Consider the following 15,079-nt stretch of genomic DNA (forward strand, 5'->3'; position numbering starts at 1 on the left):
GGCTCCTTCGCTTCCGAGGGCACAGAGTCGATGCCCCGCAAGCTAGACGCTCGTCCCTACGGGGCGGTTGCCTCCGGAATCTGGATGGCTATCAAAGTGAGGTCGTCGTCGCGGGAGTAGCCGCCGGAAAGGAAGTCGGACAGCAGCCGGGCGCGGAGCTTCGAGGGATCGCGGATCCCGGCGGCGGCGTGCGCGTTGAGCAGCTCGACGAGCGGGAATTGCTGCCCGGCGGCATTGCGCGCCTCGACGAGGCCGTCGGTGTAGAGCACGATGAGGTCGCCGGGGGCGAGCTCGATCTCGCGAACCTGGGCAGGACCCTGGATGCCGAAGTCGGCCAAGCCGAGCGGCGGCAGGGGCTTCCCGCCGACCGAGTAGGCGAACGAACGCACCACGAGCGGGGTCGCATGTCCGCAAAGGACGGTTCGGAGGCGGTTGTGAGCGGGGCTGACCTCGAGGACGGCCGCAGTCGCGAAGGTCTGGCCCCATTCGTCGCGGTCGCGGTTGTCGAGCCGGACCCGCCGCTCCAGGTGCGCGACGAGGGTGACGAGGTCGGGGTCGTCGAGGGCGCGTTCGCGGAAGGTGCCGAGCAGACCTTCGGTGAGGCTGACGGTGCTCAGGTCGTGGCCCTGCACGTCGCCGATGACGGCCCGCAGTCCGAAATCGGTGTCCTGGATGTCGAAGAAGTCGCCGCCGATCAAGCTCGGGCTGCCTTCTGCAGTGCGGTAGATGGTGGCGACCTTCATGCCTCCGATGCGCCCGGGCAGTTCCGGCATGATGGCCAGCTGCGCGGTCTCGGCGACGAGCGTCATGTCGAGCAGCCGTGAGATGATCCGGTTCCTGAACCACGCCAGCCCGGTGCACAGCACGCCGATGACGATGACCGCCGACATGTCGCTCCAGGCGCTCTGCGGGTGGGGGAGCCAGCCGAGCGCGAACTCCCCGGCGCTGATGAGCGCGATGGCCACCAGGGTTGCGGCGCCGGTCGCGATGGGTCCGTTGGCGAAGGCGGTGAATGCAGGCAGGAGCACCAGCGCGTAGTTGGCGTAGGTGGTCATGACCGGGCTGATGAACGCGATCGGCAACGTGATGGCAACGAGGATCAGCGGCAGTAGCCGCAGCAAGAGGATCGACCCGGGATGCCCGACGGCGATGCGGTCCCAAGGGCTTTCGGGCAGGGTGTAGGACCGCAGGTGGCCCTGCATTTCGCTAGCGGCGCGTATGGTGCGGCTCACGGTGCGAGCGTAAGCGGGCGGGGGTACGGCGGCTCCGGAAACAGCGAAAGCGGACGGGGGCCGCTCCCGTCCGCTTTCGGTCCGTCTCCCTCAGATGCGCGCCTCCATAGCGGCGATGTGCTCGCGCAGGCGCGCCTCCTCTTCGGAGGAGAGGTTGGTCTGGAGCAGCTTGCCCTTGTACTTGCCGCCGAGTTCGTCGATGACCTTGTCCTCGGTCAAGGAGCGGACGAGGAGCACGAGCGCGGCGCTGCCGGGATTGAGCTGCTTGCCGAGGTCCTTCATGAACGAGTCGTCCACGCCGACGTCGGACATGGCCCCGCCCGCGGCCCCCGCGGCCGCGCCGACGGCCATGCCGAGCAGCGGCGCGAAGAACAGCAGGCCGATGAGGCCGCCCCACAGCGCACCGCCGGTGGCGCTGAGGCCGACCAGGGAGTTCGTCTGGTGGAGTTTGACCTTCCCGTCGTCGCGCCGCTCGACCACGACCGCGTCGTCGAGCTTGATGAGCTCGCGCTTCTGCATGTCGGCGAGCTTGGTGAGCACCGTCTGGGCGGTGGGGACGTCCGGATAGGCCACGGCGATGAGTTTGCTCATGCGTCTTCCTCTCTGCGGGCCGCCATCGGCGGCGTCTCGCCCGATTGTGTCGGCCTTCGTGCCCGCTCGCCGGGAAATCACCGCCAAACCCTGATCCGCGGAGCGCCTCCACGTCGCCGACCTGGGCGTTCCCGCTAGGCGAGACCCGAAGTTGACGAGCGCGGCCACTCAATCTATATTTCCCATAGATTTGGTAGAGTAATCGAACCGGTCATCGCTCGGAAGGCTCCCTCTTGCGCTCCCTCGTCCTCCTCGGTCTGGTCGGCCTCGTAGCCCAGCTCATCGACGGCAGCCTGGGCATGGCCTACGGCGCCACCTCGGCGACCCTGCTCCTGGCGATCGGCACGAACCCCGCGTCGGCCTCGGCCACCGTCCACCTCGCCGAGATCGGCACGACCCTCGCCTCGGGCGCCTCGCACTGGCGTTTCGGCAACGTCGACTGGAAGGTCGTCCTCAAGATCGGCATCCCCGGCGCCGTCGGCGCTTTCGCGGGCGCCACCCTGCTGGCCTGGCTCTCCACCGAGTCGGCCGCGCCGATCATGTCCGCCATCCTGTTCACCCTCGGTCTCTACCTGCTCATCCGCTTCACCTTCCGCGGGCTGGACCGCCGCAACCTCGGCAAGCCGCTGCGCAAGCGGTTCCTGGCGCCGCTGGGGCTCGTCGGCGGCTTCATCGACGCCACGGGCGGCGGCGGCTGGGGCCCGGTCGGCACGCCCGCGCTGCTCGCGAGCGGCCGGATCGAGCCGCGCAAGGTCATCGGATCGGTGGACACCGCCGAATTCCTGGTGGCCATCGCCGCCTCCGCCGGCTTCCTCATCGGCCTCGGCAGCGAGAACATCAACTTCACGTGGGTCGGCGTCCTGCTCCTCGGCGGCCTCATCGCCGCCCCGGTCGCGGCCTGGCTGGTCCGCCACCTGCCCCCGCGCGTCCTCGGCTCGGCGGTCGGCGGCCTCATCGTCCTCACGAACGCCCGCACCCTGCTGCGCAGCGACTGGATCGCCGCCCCCGGCGGGATCGCGATCGCCGTCTACATCGCGATCGCCGCCGCCTGGATCGCGGCCGTCGCCTACTCGGTGCGCCGCCACCTCGCCGAACGCGACGTGGGCGGTCCCGTCCTGGACAAGGCCAACAATCCCACCGCCGACAACCCGACAGACGACTCGGCGACGCCCGCCGACCTGCCCGTCCGCGCGGACGAGCCGGCCGCCGATACCGCCTGACCCGTTTCAGCTGTCCCGCTTGGACTCTGGCCCGCACCGCTCAACGGTGCGGGCCAGAGCCGTGTCCACCGCGTCCCGCATTCACAGTCCCTATTGGATTTGGACGATGACCGCCAAGTGAACTTCCAGTAGCATGTTGCCTCAACGTGGCCGTGAGCTGGACCGTTGGAGGCGCCGTGACGCAGTTCTATCAAGCTTTGCTCCGGGACGGAGGGCCCCGACTCGGGCCCCGGCTGCGGCGGTGCTTCGCCGCCTGGGCCGGCGTCGAGGACGACGGCGATCCGACCCTCGAACACTCGCGCGGCCGCACCCGGGTCGCCTTCGCCGACAACGAACTCTGCGGGCGCTACACGCAGGATTCGCCCACCGGCGGCGGGCGGCTCCGCACCACCGCGACCTGGGCCACCGGCCACAAGGGCGCGCCCGGCTGGGTCCGCGTCACCGTCGAGGGCGATCTCGACGAGGCCGAGGTGACCGCCCCCGGCTTCATGCCCGCGTTCCTCGCCACCGGCCGCGCCACCGACGGGGCCGTCCCCGTCGAGGCCGGGGCGCACCTCATCGGCCCCGAAGAGGTCAAGGAGCTCACCGGTTGGCTCGCCCGCGCCGACCGCGGCGTCCCGGTCATCGTCCTCACCGTCGACCGCTCCGACCCGAACCTGGTCGCCGCCTGCGCCGACCACCTCGCCGAGACGCTCGCGGGCGTCGCCGTCGTCGCCCGCCTCTACGACGCCCGCACCCAGGACGACCTGAACTCCTGGCTCGGCGGCGACCTCAGCGTCTTCGGCGGCGGCCTGCGCACCTACCTGCCCGGGGTGCGCCCGGGGAAGGAGACGTACGCGATGCGCCACCAGCCCCGCGGCGGCGGTGCGATACGCGACCAGGGCGTCCGCTCACTCGAAGTGGTCGTCAAAGGGGTCGTCGAGCTCTCGGTGCACCGGCCGCTGCCCACCGACATACGCCAGAGCGAACCGAGGATCACCCGCATCCTCGCCGGCGCCCTACCGCCGGGCGAACTCCACGCCGCGCCGCCCAGTCCGGCCGCGATAGCCGTCCCCCGCGGACCGAAGATCCCCAGACCCGCCGCACCGCCGGAGACGCGGACCATCGACCCGACACCACAGCCACCCGCCGAGACACCGGAACCGCAACCCGAACTGCCGACCGAACCCGCTGAGCCGCAATCCGAACCGCGAACCGACTCCGAACCGGCCGTCACCGCCGACCTCGCCGACGCCATCGCCGCGAAACTCGCCGACCGCCTCGACGACAGCGTCCTCGCCGCCCTCGTCGACATGGCCCGCGGCGGCGACTCCGAGACCACCGCGCTCATCAAGACCATGTCCGCCCACCTCGAAGCCCTCACTCGCGCCGTCGGACCCGCGGGGCTCCTCGGCTCCCACGGCCCCACCCAGGAACTGGAGCACCTGCGCCGCGAATACGACCAGCTCGAACTCGACTTCGTGGAACTCCAAGAGCACGAACGCAAAGCCCAGGACCGCATCCGGTGGCTCGAGAGCCGCCTCGCCGAACACGCCGACCCCGTCTACGGCGTCCAGGCCGACGCCGACGCGGAAGGCCCCTGGGAGGCCGAGAGCCTCATGGACGTCGTCCAGCGCGCCCGCAAGCAGCTGCGCCACCTCGACCTGCCCGACACCCTCGACACCGAAGTGTCCAAACTCGACGTCACGTACCCGCGCCAGCGCCGCCGCTGGACCGGCCGCACCTGGGACGCACTGCGCGCCCTCGACGCCTACGCCGCCGCCCGCGCCGAGGCCCGCTTCACCGGCGGCTTCTACGACTGGTGCAGCCGCCCGCTCCCCGGGGCCCCGATCATCACCCCGACCATGGTGTCCATGAAGGAGTCCGACTCGGTCTCGGGGAACCCGAAGTACTACCGGGCCCGGGTCTTCCGCGTCCCAGCTGAGATCGACCCGTCCGGGCGCGTGTTCATGCCCTCCCACATCAAGCTCCAGCCGGTCGGCTCGCCCGCACCCCGCATGCACTTCCTCGACGACGCGGGCGGCGCGACCGGGAAGATCTGGATCGGCTACCTCGGCGACCACCTGCCCAACACCCGGACCAACTGAGCCGCGGCCGTTTTCCTCCGGTTCCTCCCGTAGGCTCGAGGGGAACCGAGAGGAGCGCCCATGGACTTCATGCGCCGCAACGCGAGATGGATCGCCCTGGCCGCGCTGCTCGCGATCCTGGCGCCGTTCGCCGCCCAGATGTTCAACGCCCTGTTCGCCGTCGACACCCTGCTGGTGGCCGTGATCCTGCTGGTCGCCATCGTGATCGCGGTGGCGCTCCTGGCCCGGTCGCAGAACGACGAGGACTGAGCCCGGTCACTCGTACCGGACCTCGAAACCGACCAGGCCCTCCGGCTCCTCCTCGAAGACCTCGACGCTCCTGACCACCGCCATCGACGGGCCGTGCCCCGCCCAGGCGACCATGCCCTCGACCTGCGCCGCAGGACCTTCGAACACCGCCTCGACGGTGCCGTCCGCCCGGTTGCGGACCCACCCGGCCAGCCCCGACGACTGCGCCTCCCGCCGACATTCCGCCCGGAAGAACACGCCCTGCACGCGTCCCCCGACGAGCACCCGTCGCCGCAGCACCGCCGCCCCCTCTCGCCGACAACCCGCGAGTGTAGTGGCCTCGCCCTCCATCCGCGGGCACACCGGCGGTCCACCCCGCCCCCGCCCCCACCGCTAGGCTCCGAAGCAGGACCATTCCTAGCCAACCCCCGCAGGAGCACTCCCATGGCACGCCGCAAGCGCCCCCTGTTCGCCCGCTGGTACCCCGACGCCGCCGCACGACTCGAGGAACGAGGCCTCGGCGCGGAGCGCGCGAGGCTCCTCGCCCCGCTCGAAGGGCGCATCCTCGAAATCGGCTGCGGCTTCGGCGCGAACTTCCCCCACTACCCCGACGCCGTGACCGAACTCGTCGCCGTCGAACCCGAGGAGCACTTCCGCGACCTCTCCCGCGAGCGCGCCGACGAACTCGGACTCAAAGCCACGATCATCGAAGGCACCGCCGAGTCGCTGCCCGTGGAGACCGGCTCGTTCGACGCCGTCGTCGCCACCGCCGTGCTCTGCTCGGTCGACAGCCAGGCCGACGCGCTGGCCGAGATCAAACGCGTGCTCAAACCCGGCGGGGCACTGGTCGGTTTCGAACACGTCCGCTCGCCCGGCAGCGCGAGGCACACGACCGAGAAGGTCCTCGACGCCGTGCTCTGGACCCACATCAACGGCGGCTGCCACCTCTCCCGGGACACCCTCGGCGCGATCCGCGAGGCCGGCTTCGACACCGAGGGCATGAGCACCGAGCGCTTCCCGTTCCTGCCGTTCCCGGTCTCCAAGAGCCCGCACATCGTCGGCACCGCCCGCAAACTCGAATAGCGCGGCATAGGCTCGGGGTAGAGACGTCCCCAGAGGAGGCACGCATGGCCCGCCGCCGACGCCGCCTGTTCGCCCGCTGGTACCCCGGACTCGCCGCCTCCCTCGAAGAACGCGGCCTCGGTGAGTGGCGCCGACGCCTCCTGGCGGGACTCGAAGGACGCGTCCTCGAGGTCGGCTGCGGGCACGGTGTGAACTTCCCGCACTATCCCGGTGCCGTGACCGAACTGGTCGCCGTCGAACCCGAGGCGCACCTCCGCGACCTCGCCGATGAACAGGCCGCCGCGCTCGACCGGACGATCACGGTGATCGACGGCCAGGCCGAAGCGCTGCCCGTGGAGACCGGCTCGTTCGACGCGGCCGTGTCCACCCTGGTGCTGTGCTCGGTCGAGGACCAGGACAAGGCGCTGGCCGAGATCCATCGCGTGCTCAAGCCCGGCGGCGAGTTGCGCTGCCTCGAGCACGTGGGCTCGGCGAACCGGGTGATCCGCGCGGGGGAGCGGGCGTTCGACGCGGTGTTCTGGTCGCACGCGTTCGGCGGCTGCCACACCGCGAGGGACACGGGAGCGGCGATGGCGCGCGCGGGGTTCGACACTGGTACCTTGACGCCGCGGCGATTCCCGGACCTCCCGTTCCCATTGTGGGTGAGTCCGCACTTGATCGGCAGCGCCCGCAAACCCGACTAGCCGACGCGATCGGCCCCGCCGCCGATCGTTGTTCTCGGAGGCCGGGCCGTCCTCAACCGGGAGCATCCAATGTCCGCCATCAGTTGGACCGAAGCCGACCAGTCCCGTACCGCGGCCTGGCATTCGGAGAACGCGACCCCGGCGCCCTCGGCCGTCGTCATCGCCGACGACCGCACGAAAGCCGATGCCGCCTACCGGCTCGCCGTCAAGGGCACCGCGCTGCTGTGGCGGGGCGACTTCCACAACGCACGGCAGCTGCTGAGTGCCATGGACCGCCGCATCCGCGAACCGCGCGGGCCGCAGCGCGACGCCGCTGAGACGTTCCACCGGCACCGGCAGTACCGCGGTCACCGCGCCCGAGTGCTCGGGCGTCTCATCGTCCTGCTCGGTGACGACTACGAACTGGACCTGCGCCGGGCTCCCGATGTGCGCCAGGCCTGCATTGAGGCGTACGGCCCGCCCTCTGGGCCGATGGCGGTCGCCTTCACCGAACTGCAGGGCGTGCTCAGTGCGCACCAGTGGCGTGAGAAGGGCGTCGACATTCCCGCGCTCGGCGGCCGCGTCTTCCCGCACTACGGCGTGTTCTCACCGATCCGCGGCGAGTACATCGACCTCGTCGCGAAGGCCCCGCTGCCCGAGCTGCCCGCTCCGAGCACCGCCTTCGACCTCGGCACCGGAACCGGGGTGCTCGCCGCGGTCCTGGCCCGCCGCGGCATCGACCGGGTCGTGGCGACGGACAACAACCCGCGCGCGGTCGCGTGCGCGCGAGACAACGCCGAACGGCTGGGCCTCGCCGACCGCATCGAAGCGATCGGACCCGCGCTCTTCCCGGACGGGCGTGCCGACCTGGTCGTCTGCAACCCGCCGTGGCTGCCCGGCCGCCCCGTCTCCGCCGTCGAGGGCGGCGTCTACGACCCCGACGGCAGCATGCTCAACGGGTTCCTCACCGGACTCGCCGACCACCTGCGCCCAGGAGGCGAAGGCTGGCTCGTTATCTCCGACCTCGCCGAACACCTCGGCCTGCGGAGCCGAGACGACCTGCTGAAGGCCATCGCCGACGCGGGCCTCCACGTCGTCGACCGCATCGAGACCCGGCCCACCCACCCGGGTACGGAGCGCAATCCCGACCTCCTCGCCGACGTGCGCCGCAAAGAGGTGACCTCGCTCTGGCGCCTCCGGCCCGAAACCGTTTGAGCCGACGAGACGAGCTCGCTTACGCTGCAGGACATGGAATCGCCGCTGAGCCTGCTGAACGTGATCGACGTCGAGGCGACATGCTGGGAGGGGCAGCCGCCGCCCGGGGCGGTCAGCGAGATCATCGAGATCGGCCTCACCGTGGTCGACCTGGACAAGCGGGAACGGCTCGCCAAACACCGAATCCTGGTGCGGCCGCGCCGCTCCACGGTCAGTGACTTCTGCACCGAACTCACCGGCCTCACCCAGGAAGAGGTCGACACCGGCGTGGACTTCGCGGAGGCCTGCCGCATCCTCGTGGACGAGCATCGGGCCGATTCGCGGCCCTGGGCGAGTTGGGGCGACTACGACCGCAACCAGTTCGAACGCCAATGCCGGGCGACCGGCACGCGCTACCCGTTCGGGCAGCGGCACACCAACGTGAAACTGCGGTTCACCGAGGCCCGGGGACTGCGCCGCAGACCGGGCATGGCCACCGCGCTCGACATCGCAGGATTCCCGCTGGAGGGGCGCCACCACAGCGGCGCCGACGACGCCTGGAACATCGCCGCCCTAGTCCTCGACCTCGTCGCAAAGGGTGACTGGCGGAGGGGCTGAGCGCCGCTCGGCAGCGCTTTTAGTTGACGATTCCCGTGAATAGTACTTTCGGTTATTTATCAAGACCGAACAGACTAATTTATGAACTATCCAGTAATATCCTGATGCGGTATGATATGTCCTGTTCGGGATTGTAAACGGGCTGGCGAAACGCACCAATACCGGTCAGACCGAACGGCGTTCACGCCGGGTCCAGCAATCCTTTGGCGCCGCAGTCGTTCGCGGCCCGATCATGCGACAGCAGCGTCCGCGAAATGCCTTTCGCCAGTGGCCGGCGACCGCGAAGGCCACACCGATCTTCTCTCAAATGAGAAAACCATGAGAAAGCTGATATTTGTGGCATTCGCAGCGCTTGCGCTGATGTTTGCCGGATCTTCCACCGCGTGGGCCGGAAGCCCGCACTTCATCAACGTCTCCTACACCATTTCCGGGGACACCTTGACCGTCGAGGGCAAGGAAGCCGGACTTGGCAACATCGACCAAGTCAACATCGAAGTCACCGCTACCGCTGAATGCGTCAACCGCGGCGGGAACAACCCGAACGCCGAGAACAAGACGGACGTCTCGGGCGACGTCGACGTCCCTGTGCAGAACGGGAAGGCGATCTTCTCGGTGACTCTGGAAGCCGACTTCCAGCCGGACTGCGCGCCGCCGATGCGGGTCGTGTGGTCGGACATCGTCGTCACTGACACGACGAACGGCATCAGCAAGACGCTCAGATGACCCGCCAGGGTCGTGCGACTTCGGCATAGCTGCCGGGGTCGCACAATGCTGTCCGGACCGAAGCCGGTGACGGCGGCCGTGCGGACCCGGTTCAGGTGATGCGGCCGTAGGCCTTCAGGGTCCTCAGGTTCGCGAAGGTGAGGAAGCCGCCCCATTCGTGGGTGACCAGTGGCGTCCACATCTCGAAGTTGGGTGCCCAACCGCCCTCGGCACCTTGGGCGCCGATGAGGTGGTCGAGATGGCGGTTGATCTCCTTGTCGCTGAACAGGCTGCGGGCCAACGAGTCAGGGCGCGGGGCCAGGTCGAGCGGGGAGTGGGTGTGGCCGGGCTCGTCGGGGTCGAGGGCCGCGCTGGCGCGGAGTGAGGGTCCGAGGCGCTGGAACTCGGCGGTGGCGCGGGCGCGGTCGGGGACGCGCTCGAGGAAGGCGAGCACGGCCATCGCGTCGTAAGCCCCGACCTCGGTCAATTGAGTAATGGCACGCCAGCAGAACTCGGTGGCCGCTTCGAGCCACACATGCTCGACGTCGTGGGCGTGGAGGAGTCCGGCGATCGGTGCCGTCGGGTTCAAGGTGGCCGGGGGCTTCTCGCCTTCCGGCTGCCACCACGGGGCGCGCTCGTCGTCGAGGACGCTCGGCAGCACCCACGGCACCCCGCCCTCCTCGGTGGAGTGCGTCTCCAGCCAGTGCAGCAGGTGGCCGACGGTGTCCCTCTCGAAGGCGTCAGCACCGTCCAGTGCCCACAGCGCCACCTCGGCGCCCTGCGGCTGGCTGCCGGACCCGCGCAGGTCCGGTTCGATCGCGTTTCCGAAGCCGCCGTCCGGGTTCTGGTAGGCGCGCACCGCGTGCAGCACCGGCAGCGCCGGACCGCCCTTGAACTCATGCGCGTACCGGAGCCGGTCCACGAGGCGGGCGTTGAGGATCAGGTACCGCTCGGCGGCGGCGAGCGCGTCCCTGCTGAGGCTCTTCACTGGCGGACCCCTTCATTGCGGTTGCGACGGCGCGGTCGACGGTACCGAAGGGGTACGACGTTTCAGTCCATCGCGCGCCGGAAGGCCGCGAGGACGTCCTCGCTGTACAGGACGAAGCGGATCACCTGCACGTTCGTCGCGGTCTCGCGCACGGTGCTCACGGCGATCTCGGCGGCCGATGTCGCAGGCCAGCCGTATACCCCGGCCGAGACGGCCGGAAACGCGATCGAGGCGGCCCCGAGTTCGTCGGCCACCGCGAGCGATTCGCGGTAGCAGGAGGCGAGGAGCTCGCTGCGGTCCTGGGTTACGGCGTAGACGGGGCCGACGGTGTGGATGACCCAGCGGGCGTCGAGCCGCCCGGCGGTGGTCGCGACGGCCTGCCCGGTCGGCAGTCCCTTGCCGTAGTGCCCGCGGCGGAGTTCCCGGCATGCCTCCAGGATGTCCGGGCCGCCGGCGCGGTGGATCGCGCCGTCCACGCCGCCGCCGCCGAGGAGCGAGGAGTTGGCGGCGTTGACGATCGCGTCAACTCGTTGCCTCGTGATGTCGCCGCTGATGATCTGGATCGCCATATCCGCATTCAAACACGCACGGGCGCCTCCGGCACGGTGGCCGCCGTTTCGATGCCGCCGGGCCTGGACGGCAGTAACGTTCGAGGTCAGAGGGCTGTTACCGAGTCGTGATGCGCGGAGGTCGCCGCGATTCGTTGACAATGCAACAAGGAACCATGTATAACCAAATAAATCCAAATGAAACGGGGGTGAAACCACATGTTCGCTGAAGAGCGTCAGCAGCGCATCGCCGAACGGGCGCACACCGAAGGCCGCGTGGACGTCGCGGCCCTGGCGGCCGATTTCGACGTCACCACCGAGACCATCCGGCGCGACCTCACCGCCCTCGAGCGCCAAGGCGTCGTCAAGAAGGTCCACGGTGGTGCGATCCCCTTGGAGCGCCTCGGTTTCGAACCCACTGTGTCCGCCCGCGACACCGTCCAGATCGAGGCCAAGGAGCGCATCGCCGCCGCCGCCCTCGCCGAGGTGCCGCACGAAGGCGCGATCTTCCTGGACGCGGGCACCACCACCGCCCGCATCGCCCATGCCCTCCCGGGCGACCGCGAGCTCACCGTGGTCACCAACGACGTCACCATCGCCGCCCACTTGGCGGCCAAACCCCGCCTCACCGTCCTCATCATCGGCGGCAAGGTGCGCGGCCGCACCATGGCCGCGGTCGACGACTGGGCCCTGCGCGCCCTCGCCGAAACGTTCGTCGACGTCGCGTTCATCGGCGCCAACGGCATCAGCGTCGAACGCGGCCTGACCACTCCGGACACCGGCGAGGCCGCAGTCAAGCGCGCCATGATCGGCGCGGCCCGGAAGACCGTCGTCGTCGCCGACCACACCAAGGTCGGCAACGACTGCCTCGCGCGATTCGGAACCCTCGACCAGGTCGACATGTTCATCACCGACACCGGGCTCGACGACGACCTCGCCTCCGACTTCGAAGACGCCGACCTGAAAGTAGTGCGCGCATGATCGTCACCGTCACCGCCAACCCGAGTCTGGACCGGACGTTCGAGGTCGACCGGCTCCGACGCGGCGAAGTGCAGCGAGCCAAGGGCGATCGGGTCGACCCGGGCGGGAAGGGCGTCAACGTCTCCAGGGCGCTCGTCGCCAACGGGCACGCCACCCGGGCCGTCCTCGTCAGCGGCGGCCATGCCGGCACCGAACTGCTCGACCTTCTCGCCGAAGAGGGCGTGCCGATCATCGAAGTGCCCGTCTCCCAAGGGGTTCGTTCGAACCTCACCATCACCGAAGACGACGGCACCGTCACGAAGCTCAACGAGGCCGGCCCGGTCCTGCGGGCCGAGGAGATCGAAGAGCTGCTCGACGCCGCCATCGCGGCGCCGCCGAACTACGCCTCGCAGAAGCCCTCGAGCAGCATCGACCGGCCGACCGCCTGGATCGCCGGCTGCGGGAGCCTCCCGCCCGGTGTCAGCGTCGACTTCTACGCCGTACTGGTCGAACGCGCCCGCGCCGCCGGGACGGCCACGGTCATCGACTCTTCAGGTGCGGCACTGGAAGCGTGCCTGGCCGCCCGCCCCGATCTCGTCAAACCCAATCGCGAAGAACTCGCCGAGGCCGCCGGTACGCCCATCACGACCTTGGGCGATGCGGTCAAGGCCGCCGAGGCGCTGCGCGCGGCCGGGGCCGGAGCGGTCCTCGCCAGCCTTGGCGCGGACGGCGCGATCCTCGTTGCGGCCGAAGGCGTCTGGCACGCGAAGGCCCCGCTCGCCGGGCCCGTCGCCAGCACCGTCGGCGCCGGGGACGCCGCGCTCGCGGGCTTCCTCGCCGCAGGAGGCCGCGGCCCCGAAGCGCTCGCGGCCGCCGTCGCCTGGGGCACCGCCGCAGTGTCCCTGCACGGCAGCATCATGCCCGCCCCGAACGACATCGACCTCGGCGCCGTCGAGGTCACCGGAACCCCGGACACCGGCCGGGTTCTGAGCTGAACCGAAGGAGCACTTACATGTCCGATCTCATCAGCGCCGATCTGATCGACCTCGACCTCACCGGGGCCGACCGCCACGAGGCCACCGGGAAGCTCGCCGGTCTGCTCGCCGCCGCCGGGCGGGTCACCGACGCCGAGGGGTTCCTCGCCGACGTCCGCGCCCGCGAGGAGCAGATGCCCACCGGCATCGAAGGCGGCATCGGCATCCCGCACGCCCGCAGCGCCCACGTCACCGTCCCCAGCCTCGCCTTCGGCCGGGCCCCGGGCGGCATCGACTTCGGCTCCGAGGACGGCCCCGCCGACCTCGTGTTCCTCATCGCCGCACCCGAAGGCGGCGGCTCGGAGCACATGACGATCCTGGCCAAACTCGCCCGCAAGCTCATCCACCAGGACTTCAAGACCGCTCTCCGCGAAGCTCCCGACGCGGAAGCGGTCGCCGCACTCATCCAGCAATCCCTCTCATAGAGAAGAAGAAGGTGCTCGAACAATGAAGCTCGTAGCAGTCACCTCGTGTCCCACGGGGATCGCCCACACTTACATGGCCGCCGAAGCACTCGAACAGGCCGCCAGGGACGCCGGACATGAGATCCACGTCGAAACTCAAGGCGCCGCGGGCGCCGAAGCGCTCAACCCGGTCGACATCGCCGAGGCCGACGCGGTCATCTTCGCCGCCGACGTCGACGTGCGCGACAAGGATCGCTTCGCGGGGAAGCCGCTCGTCTCCGCCGGCGTCAAGCGCGCCATCAACAACGCAGCCGCCATGGTCGCCGAAGCCGTCGAGAAGGCCCAGGCCGCGCCCGCCGCGAAGCCCGAGGCGGGCGTCGCCCCGATGACGGCGGCGGCGCCGCATCTCGGCCCCGGCGCAAAACTGCGGCTGTGGCTGATGACCGGTGTGTCCTACATGCTGCCGTTCGTCGCCGCGGGCGGTATCCTCATCGCCCTCGCGTTCCTCATCGGCGGTGCGGAGATCAACCAGGTCGTCTACGGCGGTGAGTTCGAAGGCGTGACCTACGAGGCCATCGCCAACCCGACCGACATCCTGTCCCAGGCCGGGTTCGCCGGGGTCCTGATGTACCTCGGCGCGACGGCCTTCTCGATGCTGGTGCCGATCCTGGCCGGCTACATCGCCTTCGGCATGGCCGACCGCATGGGCATCGCGCCCGGCGTCGTCGGCGGCCTGGTGGCCGTCGCCATCGGCGCGGGCTTCCTCGGCGGCCTCGTCGCCGGTCTGCTCGCCGGTGCGGTCGTCATGGCCCTCAAGCTCATCAAGCCGGGCCAAGCGCTGCAAGGCATCATGCGGATCGTGGTGATCCCGCTGGTGGGCGTGTTCGTGGTCGGCTTCATCATGCTCGTGGTCGTCGGCCAGCCGATCGCCGCCGCACAGGAAGGGCTGACCGACTGGCTCGCCGGGCTCTCCGGGGCCAACGCGATCCTGCTCGGCCTGCTGCTCGGCGCCATGATGGGCTTCGACCTCGGCGGCCCCGTCAACAAGGTCGCCTACCTGTTCGGCGTCGGAGCCCTCGCCAGCGGCGACCTGACCATCATGGCCGCCGTCATGGCCGCGGGCATGGTCCCGCCGCTGGGCCTGGCGCTCGCGAGCGTCCTGCGTCCCAAGATGTTCACGCCCGGCGAGCGGCAGGCGGGCAAGGCCGCCTGGCTGCTCGGCGCCTCGTTCATCACCGAAGGCGCGATCCCGTTCGCCGCGGCCGACCCGCTGCGGGTCATCCCGTCCACCATGATCGGCGGCGCCGTCGCCGGTGCGGTCTCCATGGCCTTCGAGGCGACCCTGCGGGCCCCGCACGGCGGCATCTGGGTCATCGGCCTCATCGGCAACTGGGGCGGGTTCCTCGTGGCCCTGCTCGCCGGAACCGTCGCGACCTGCCTCGCGGTGCTCGCACTGAAGACCGTGGCGCGTTCCGAGACCGCCGCCGAAGCCGACGAGCACGTGCTCGCCATCTGATCCGCAGGGAAG

Annotated in this window: 17 protein-coding genes; 12 read left to right on the forward strand and 5 right to left on the reverse strand. The window is 70.0% G+C overall.

Going from position 1 to position 15,079, the window contains the following annotated elements:
- Positions 1–56 precede the first annotated feature (56 nt).
- Together ACFO8M_RS19685 and ACFO8M_RS19690 are read right to left on the reverse strand one after the other, a co-directional pair.
- Entirely contained in the window at positions 57–1,232 is a 1,176-nt protein-coding gene (locus ACFO8M_RS19685; protein ID WP_387978704.1) for a PP2C family protein-serine/threonine phosphatase, read from the reverse strand.
- Between the two features lie 90 nt (positions 1,233–1,322).
- Positions 1,323–1,823, reverse strand: a complete 501-nt coding sequence (locus ACFO8M_RS19690; protein ID WP_387978706.1) for a DUF1269 domain-containing protein — start codon at positions 1,821–1,823, stop codon at positions 1,323–1,325.
- 233 nt (positions 1,824–2,056) lie between these two features.
- Between ACFO8M_RS19690 and ACFO8M_RS19695 the strand changes: the two genes are divergently transcribed.
- The 3 genes from ACFO8M_RS19695 to ACFO8M_RS19705 all read left to right on the forward strand — a co-directional run bounded on the left by ACFO8M_RS19695 (position 2,057) and on the right by ACFO8M_RS19705 (position 5,379).
- Positions 2,057–3,043, forward strand: a complete 987-nt coding sequence (locus ACFO8M_RS19695) for a sulfite exporter TauE/SafE family protein (protein WP_387978708.1) — start codon at positions 2,057–2,059, stop codon at positions 3,041–3,043.
- A gap of 176 nt (positions 3,044–3,219) precedes the next feature.
- A complete protein-coding gene (locus tag ACFO8M_RS19700; protein WP_387978710.1) occupies positions 3,220–5,130 on the forward strand; it encodes a hypothetical protein in 1,911 nt (636 codons plus the stop codon).
- A 60-nt stretch (positions 5,131–5,190) separates the two neighbouring features.
- The gene (locus ACFO8M_RS19705; RefSeq protein ID WP_387978712.1) at positions 5,191–5,379 is read left to right on the forward strand and encodes a hypothetical protein; all 189 of its coding nucleotides are present in this window, start codon (positions 5,191–5,193) and stop codon (positions 5,377–5,379) included.
- A gap of 6 nt (positions 5,380–5,385) precedes the next feature.
- Here the strand turns inward: ACFO8M_RS19705 and ACFO8M_RS19710 are convergent, their stop codons facing one another.
- The gene (locus ACFO8M_RS19710) at positions 5,386–5,658 is read right to left on the reverse strand and encodes an acylphosphatase (RefSeq protein ID WP_387978713.1); all 273 of its coding nucleotides are present in this window, start codon (positions 5,656–5,658) and stop codon (positions 5,386–5,388) included.
- A gap of 144 nt (positions 5,659–5,802) precedes the next feature.
- On the opposite strand from ACFO8M_RS19710, the gene ACFO8M_RS19715 reads away from it, so the two are divergent.
- The 5 genes from ACFO8M_RS19715 to ACFO8M_RS19735 all read left to right on the forward strand — a co-directional run bounded on the left by ACFO8M_RS19715 (position 5,803) and on the right by ACFO8M_RS19735 (position 9,638).
- Positions 5,803–6,441, forward strand: a complete 639-nt coding sequence (locus tag ACFO8M_RS19715) for a class I SAM-dependent methyltransferase (RefSeq protein WP_387978715.1) — start codon at positions 5,803–5,805, stop codon at positions 6,439–6,441.
- A 44-nt stretch (positions 6,442–6,485) separates the two neighbouring features.
- Complete coding sequence (locus ACFO8M_RS19720) at positions 6,486–7,124, forward strand: class I SAM-dependent methyltransferase (protein WP_387978717.1); 639 nt, start codon at positions 6,486–6,488, stop codon at positions 7,122–7,124.
- Positions 7,125–7,193: 69 nt separating this feature from the next.
- Positions 7,194–8,318: a methyltransferase gene (locus ACFO8M_RS19725; RefSeq protein ID WP_387978719.1), complete on the forward strand. Its 1,125-nt coding sequence runs from the start codon at positions 7,194–7,196 to the stop codon at positions 8,316–8,318.
- A 33-nt stretch (positions 8,319–8,351) separates the two neighbouring features.
- Complete coding sequence (locus ACFO8M_RS19730; protein ID WP_387978721.1) at positions 8,352–8,915, forward strand: exonuclease domain-containing protein; 564 nt, start codon at positions 8,352–8,354, stop codon at positions 8,913–8,915.
- A 267-nt stretch (positions 8,916–9,182) separates the two neighbouring features.
- Positions 9,183–9,638 (forward strand): hypothetical protein, encoded by a 456-nt coding sequence (locus tag ACFO8M_RS19735; protein WP_387978723.1) that lies wholly within the window; start codon positions 9,183–9,185, stop codon positions 9,636–9,638.
- Between the two features lie 91 nt (positions 9,639–9,729).
- Here ACFO8M_RS19735 and ACFO8M_RS19740 read toward each other — a convergent pair whose 3' ends face one another.
- Positions 9,730–10,605: a hypothetical protein gene (locus ACFO8M_RS19740; protein ID WP_387978725.1), complete on the reverse strand. Its 876-nt coding sequence runs from the start codon at positions 10,603–10,605 to the stop codon at positions 9,730–9,732.
- Positions 10,606–10,667: 62 nt separating this feature from the next.
- Positions 10,668–11,174, reverse strand: coding sequence for an O-acetyl-ADP-ribose deacetylase (locus ACFO8M_RS19745; RefSeq protein WP_387978727.1), 507 nt, complete (start codon positions 11,172–11,174; stop codon positions 10,668–10,670).
- A 198-nt stretch (positions 11,175–11,372) separates the two neighbouring features.
- Between ACFO8M_RS19745 and ACFO8M_RS19750 the strand changes: the two genes are divergently transcribed.
- The 4 genes from ACFO8M_RS19750 to ACFO8M_RS19765 are packed head-to-tail and all read left to right on the forward strand — an operon-like array spanning position 11,373 to position 15,067.
- Positions 11,373–12,134: a DeoR/GlpR family DNA-binding transcription regulator gene (locus tag ACFO8M_RS19750; RefSeq protein ID WP_387978729.1), complete on the forward strand. Its 762-nt coding sequence runs from the start codon at positions 11,373–11,375 to the stop codon at positions 12,132–12,134.
- The gene (locus ACFO8M_RS19755) at positions 12,131–13,108 is read left to right on the forward strand and encodes a 1-phosphofructokinase family hexose kinase (protein ID WP_387978731.1); all 978 of its coding nucleotides are present in this window, start codon (positions 12,131–12,133) and stop codon (positions 13,106–13,108) included. Before ACFO8M_RS19750 ends, ACFO8M_RS19755 begins: the two co-directional genes overlap by 4 nt.
- Positions 13,109–13,125: 17 nt before the next feature.
- Positions 13,126–13,572, forward strand: coding sequence for a PTS sugar transporter subunit IIA (locus ACFO8M_RS19760; RefSeq protein ID WP_387978733.1), 447 nt, complete (start codon positions 13,126–13,128; stop codon positions 13,570–13,572).
- 22 nt (positions 13,573–13,594) lie between these two features.
- Positions 13,595–15,067, forward strand: a complete 1,473-nt coding sequence (locus ACFO8M_RS19765; protein ID WP_387978735.1) for a PTS fructose transporter subunit IIC — start codon at positions 13,595–13,597, stop codon at positions 15,065–15,067.
- The last annotated feature ends 12 nt before the right edge of the window (positions 15,068–15,079 follow it).

The organism is Glycomyces rhizosphaerae, from assembly GCF_042647865.1.
GTDB classification, from domain to species: Bacteria; Actinomycetota; Actinomycetes; order Mycobacteriales; family Micromonosporaceae; genus Glycomyces; species Glycomyces rhizosphaerae.

Coding starts and splice junctions, on each gene's coding strand:
- ACFO8M_RS19715 (WP_387978715.1), top strand. CDS start 5,803: ATGGCACGCCGCAAGCGCCCCCTGTTCGCCCGCTGGTACCCCGACGCC.
- ACFO8M_RS19725 (WP_387978719.1), top strand. CDS start 7,194: ATGTCCGCCATCAGTTGGACCGAAGCCGACCAGTCCCGTACCGCGGCC.
- ACFO8M_RS19730 (WP_387978721.1), top strand. CDS start 8,352: ATGGAATCGCCGCTGAGCCTGCTGAACGTGATCGACGTCGAGGCGACA.
- ACFO8M_RS19690 (WP_387978706.1), bottom strand. CDS start 1,823: ATGAGCAAACTCATCGCCGTGGCCTATCCGGACGTCCCCACCGCCCAG.
- ACFO8M_RS19705 (WP_387978712.1), top strand. CDS start 5,191: ATGGACTTCATGCGCCGCAACGCGAGATGGATCGCCCTGGCCGCGCTG.
- ACFO8M_RS19760 (WP_387978733.1), top strand. CDS start 13,126: ATGTCCGATCTCATCAGCGCCGATCTGATCGACCTCGACCTCACCGGG.
- ACFO8M_RS19755 (WP_387978731.1), top strand. CDS start 12,131: ATGATCGTCACCGTCACCGCCAACCCGAGTCTGGACCGGACGTTCGAG.
- ACFO8M_RS19765 (WP_387978735.1), top strand. CDS start 13,595: ATGAAGCTCGTAGCAGTCACCTCGTGTCCCACGGGGATCGCCCACACT.
- ACFO8M_RS19720 (WP_387978717.1), top strand. CDS start 6,486: ATGGCCCGCCGCCGACGCCGCCTGTTCGCCCGCTGGTACCCCGGACTC.
- ACFO8M_RS19745 (WP_387978727.1), bottom strand. CDS start 11,174: ATGGCGATCCAGATCATCAGCGGCGACATCACGAGGCAACGAGTTGAC.
- ACFO8M_RS19750 (WP_387978729.1), top strand. CDS start 11,373: ATGTTCGCTGAAGAGCGTCAGCAGCGCATCGCCGAACGGGCGCACACC.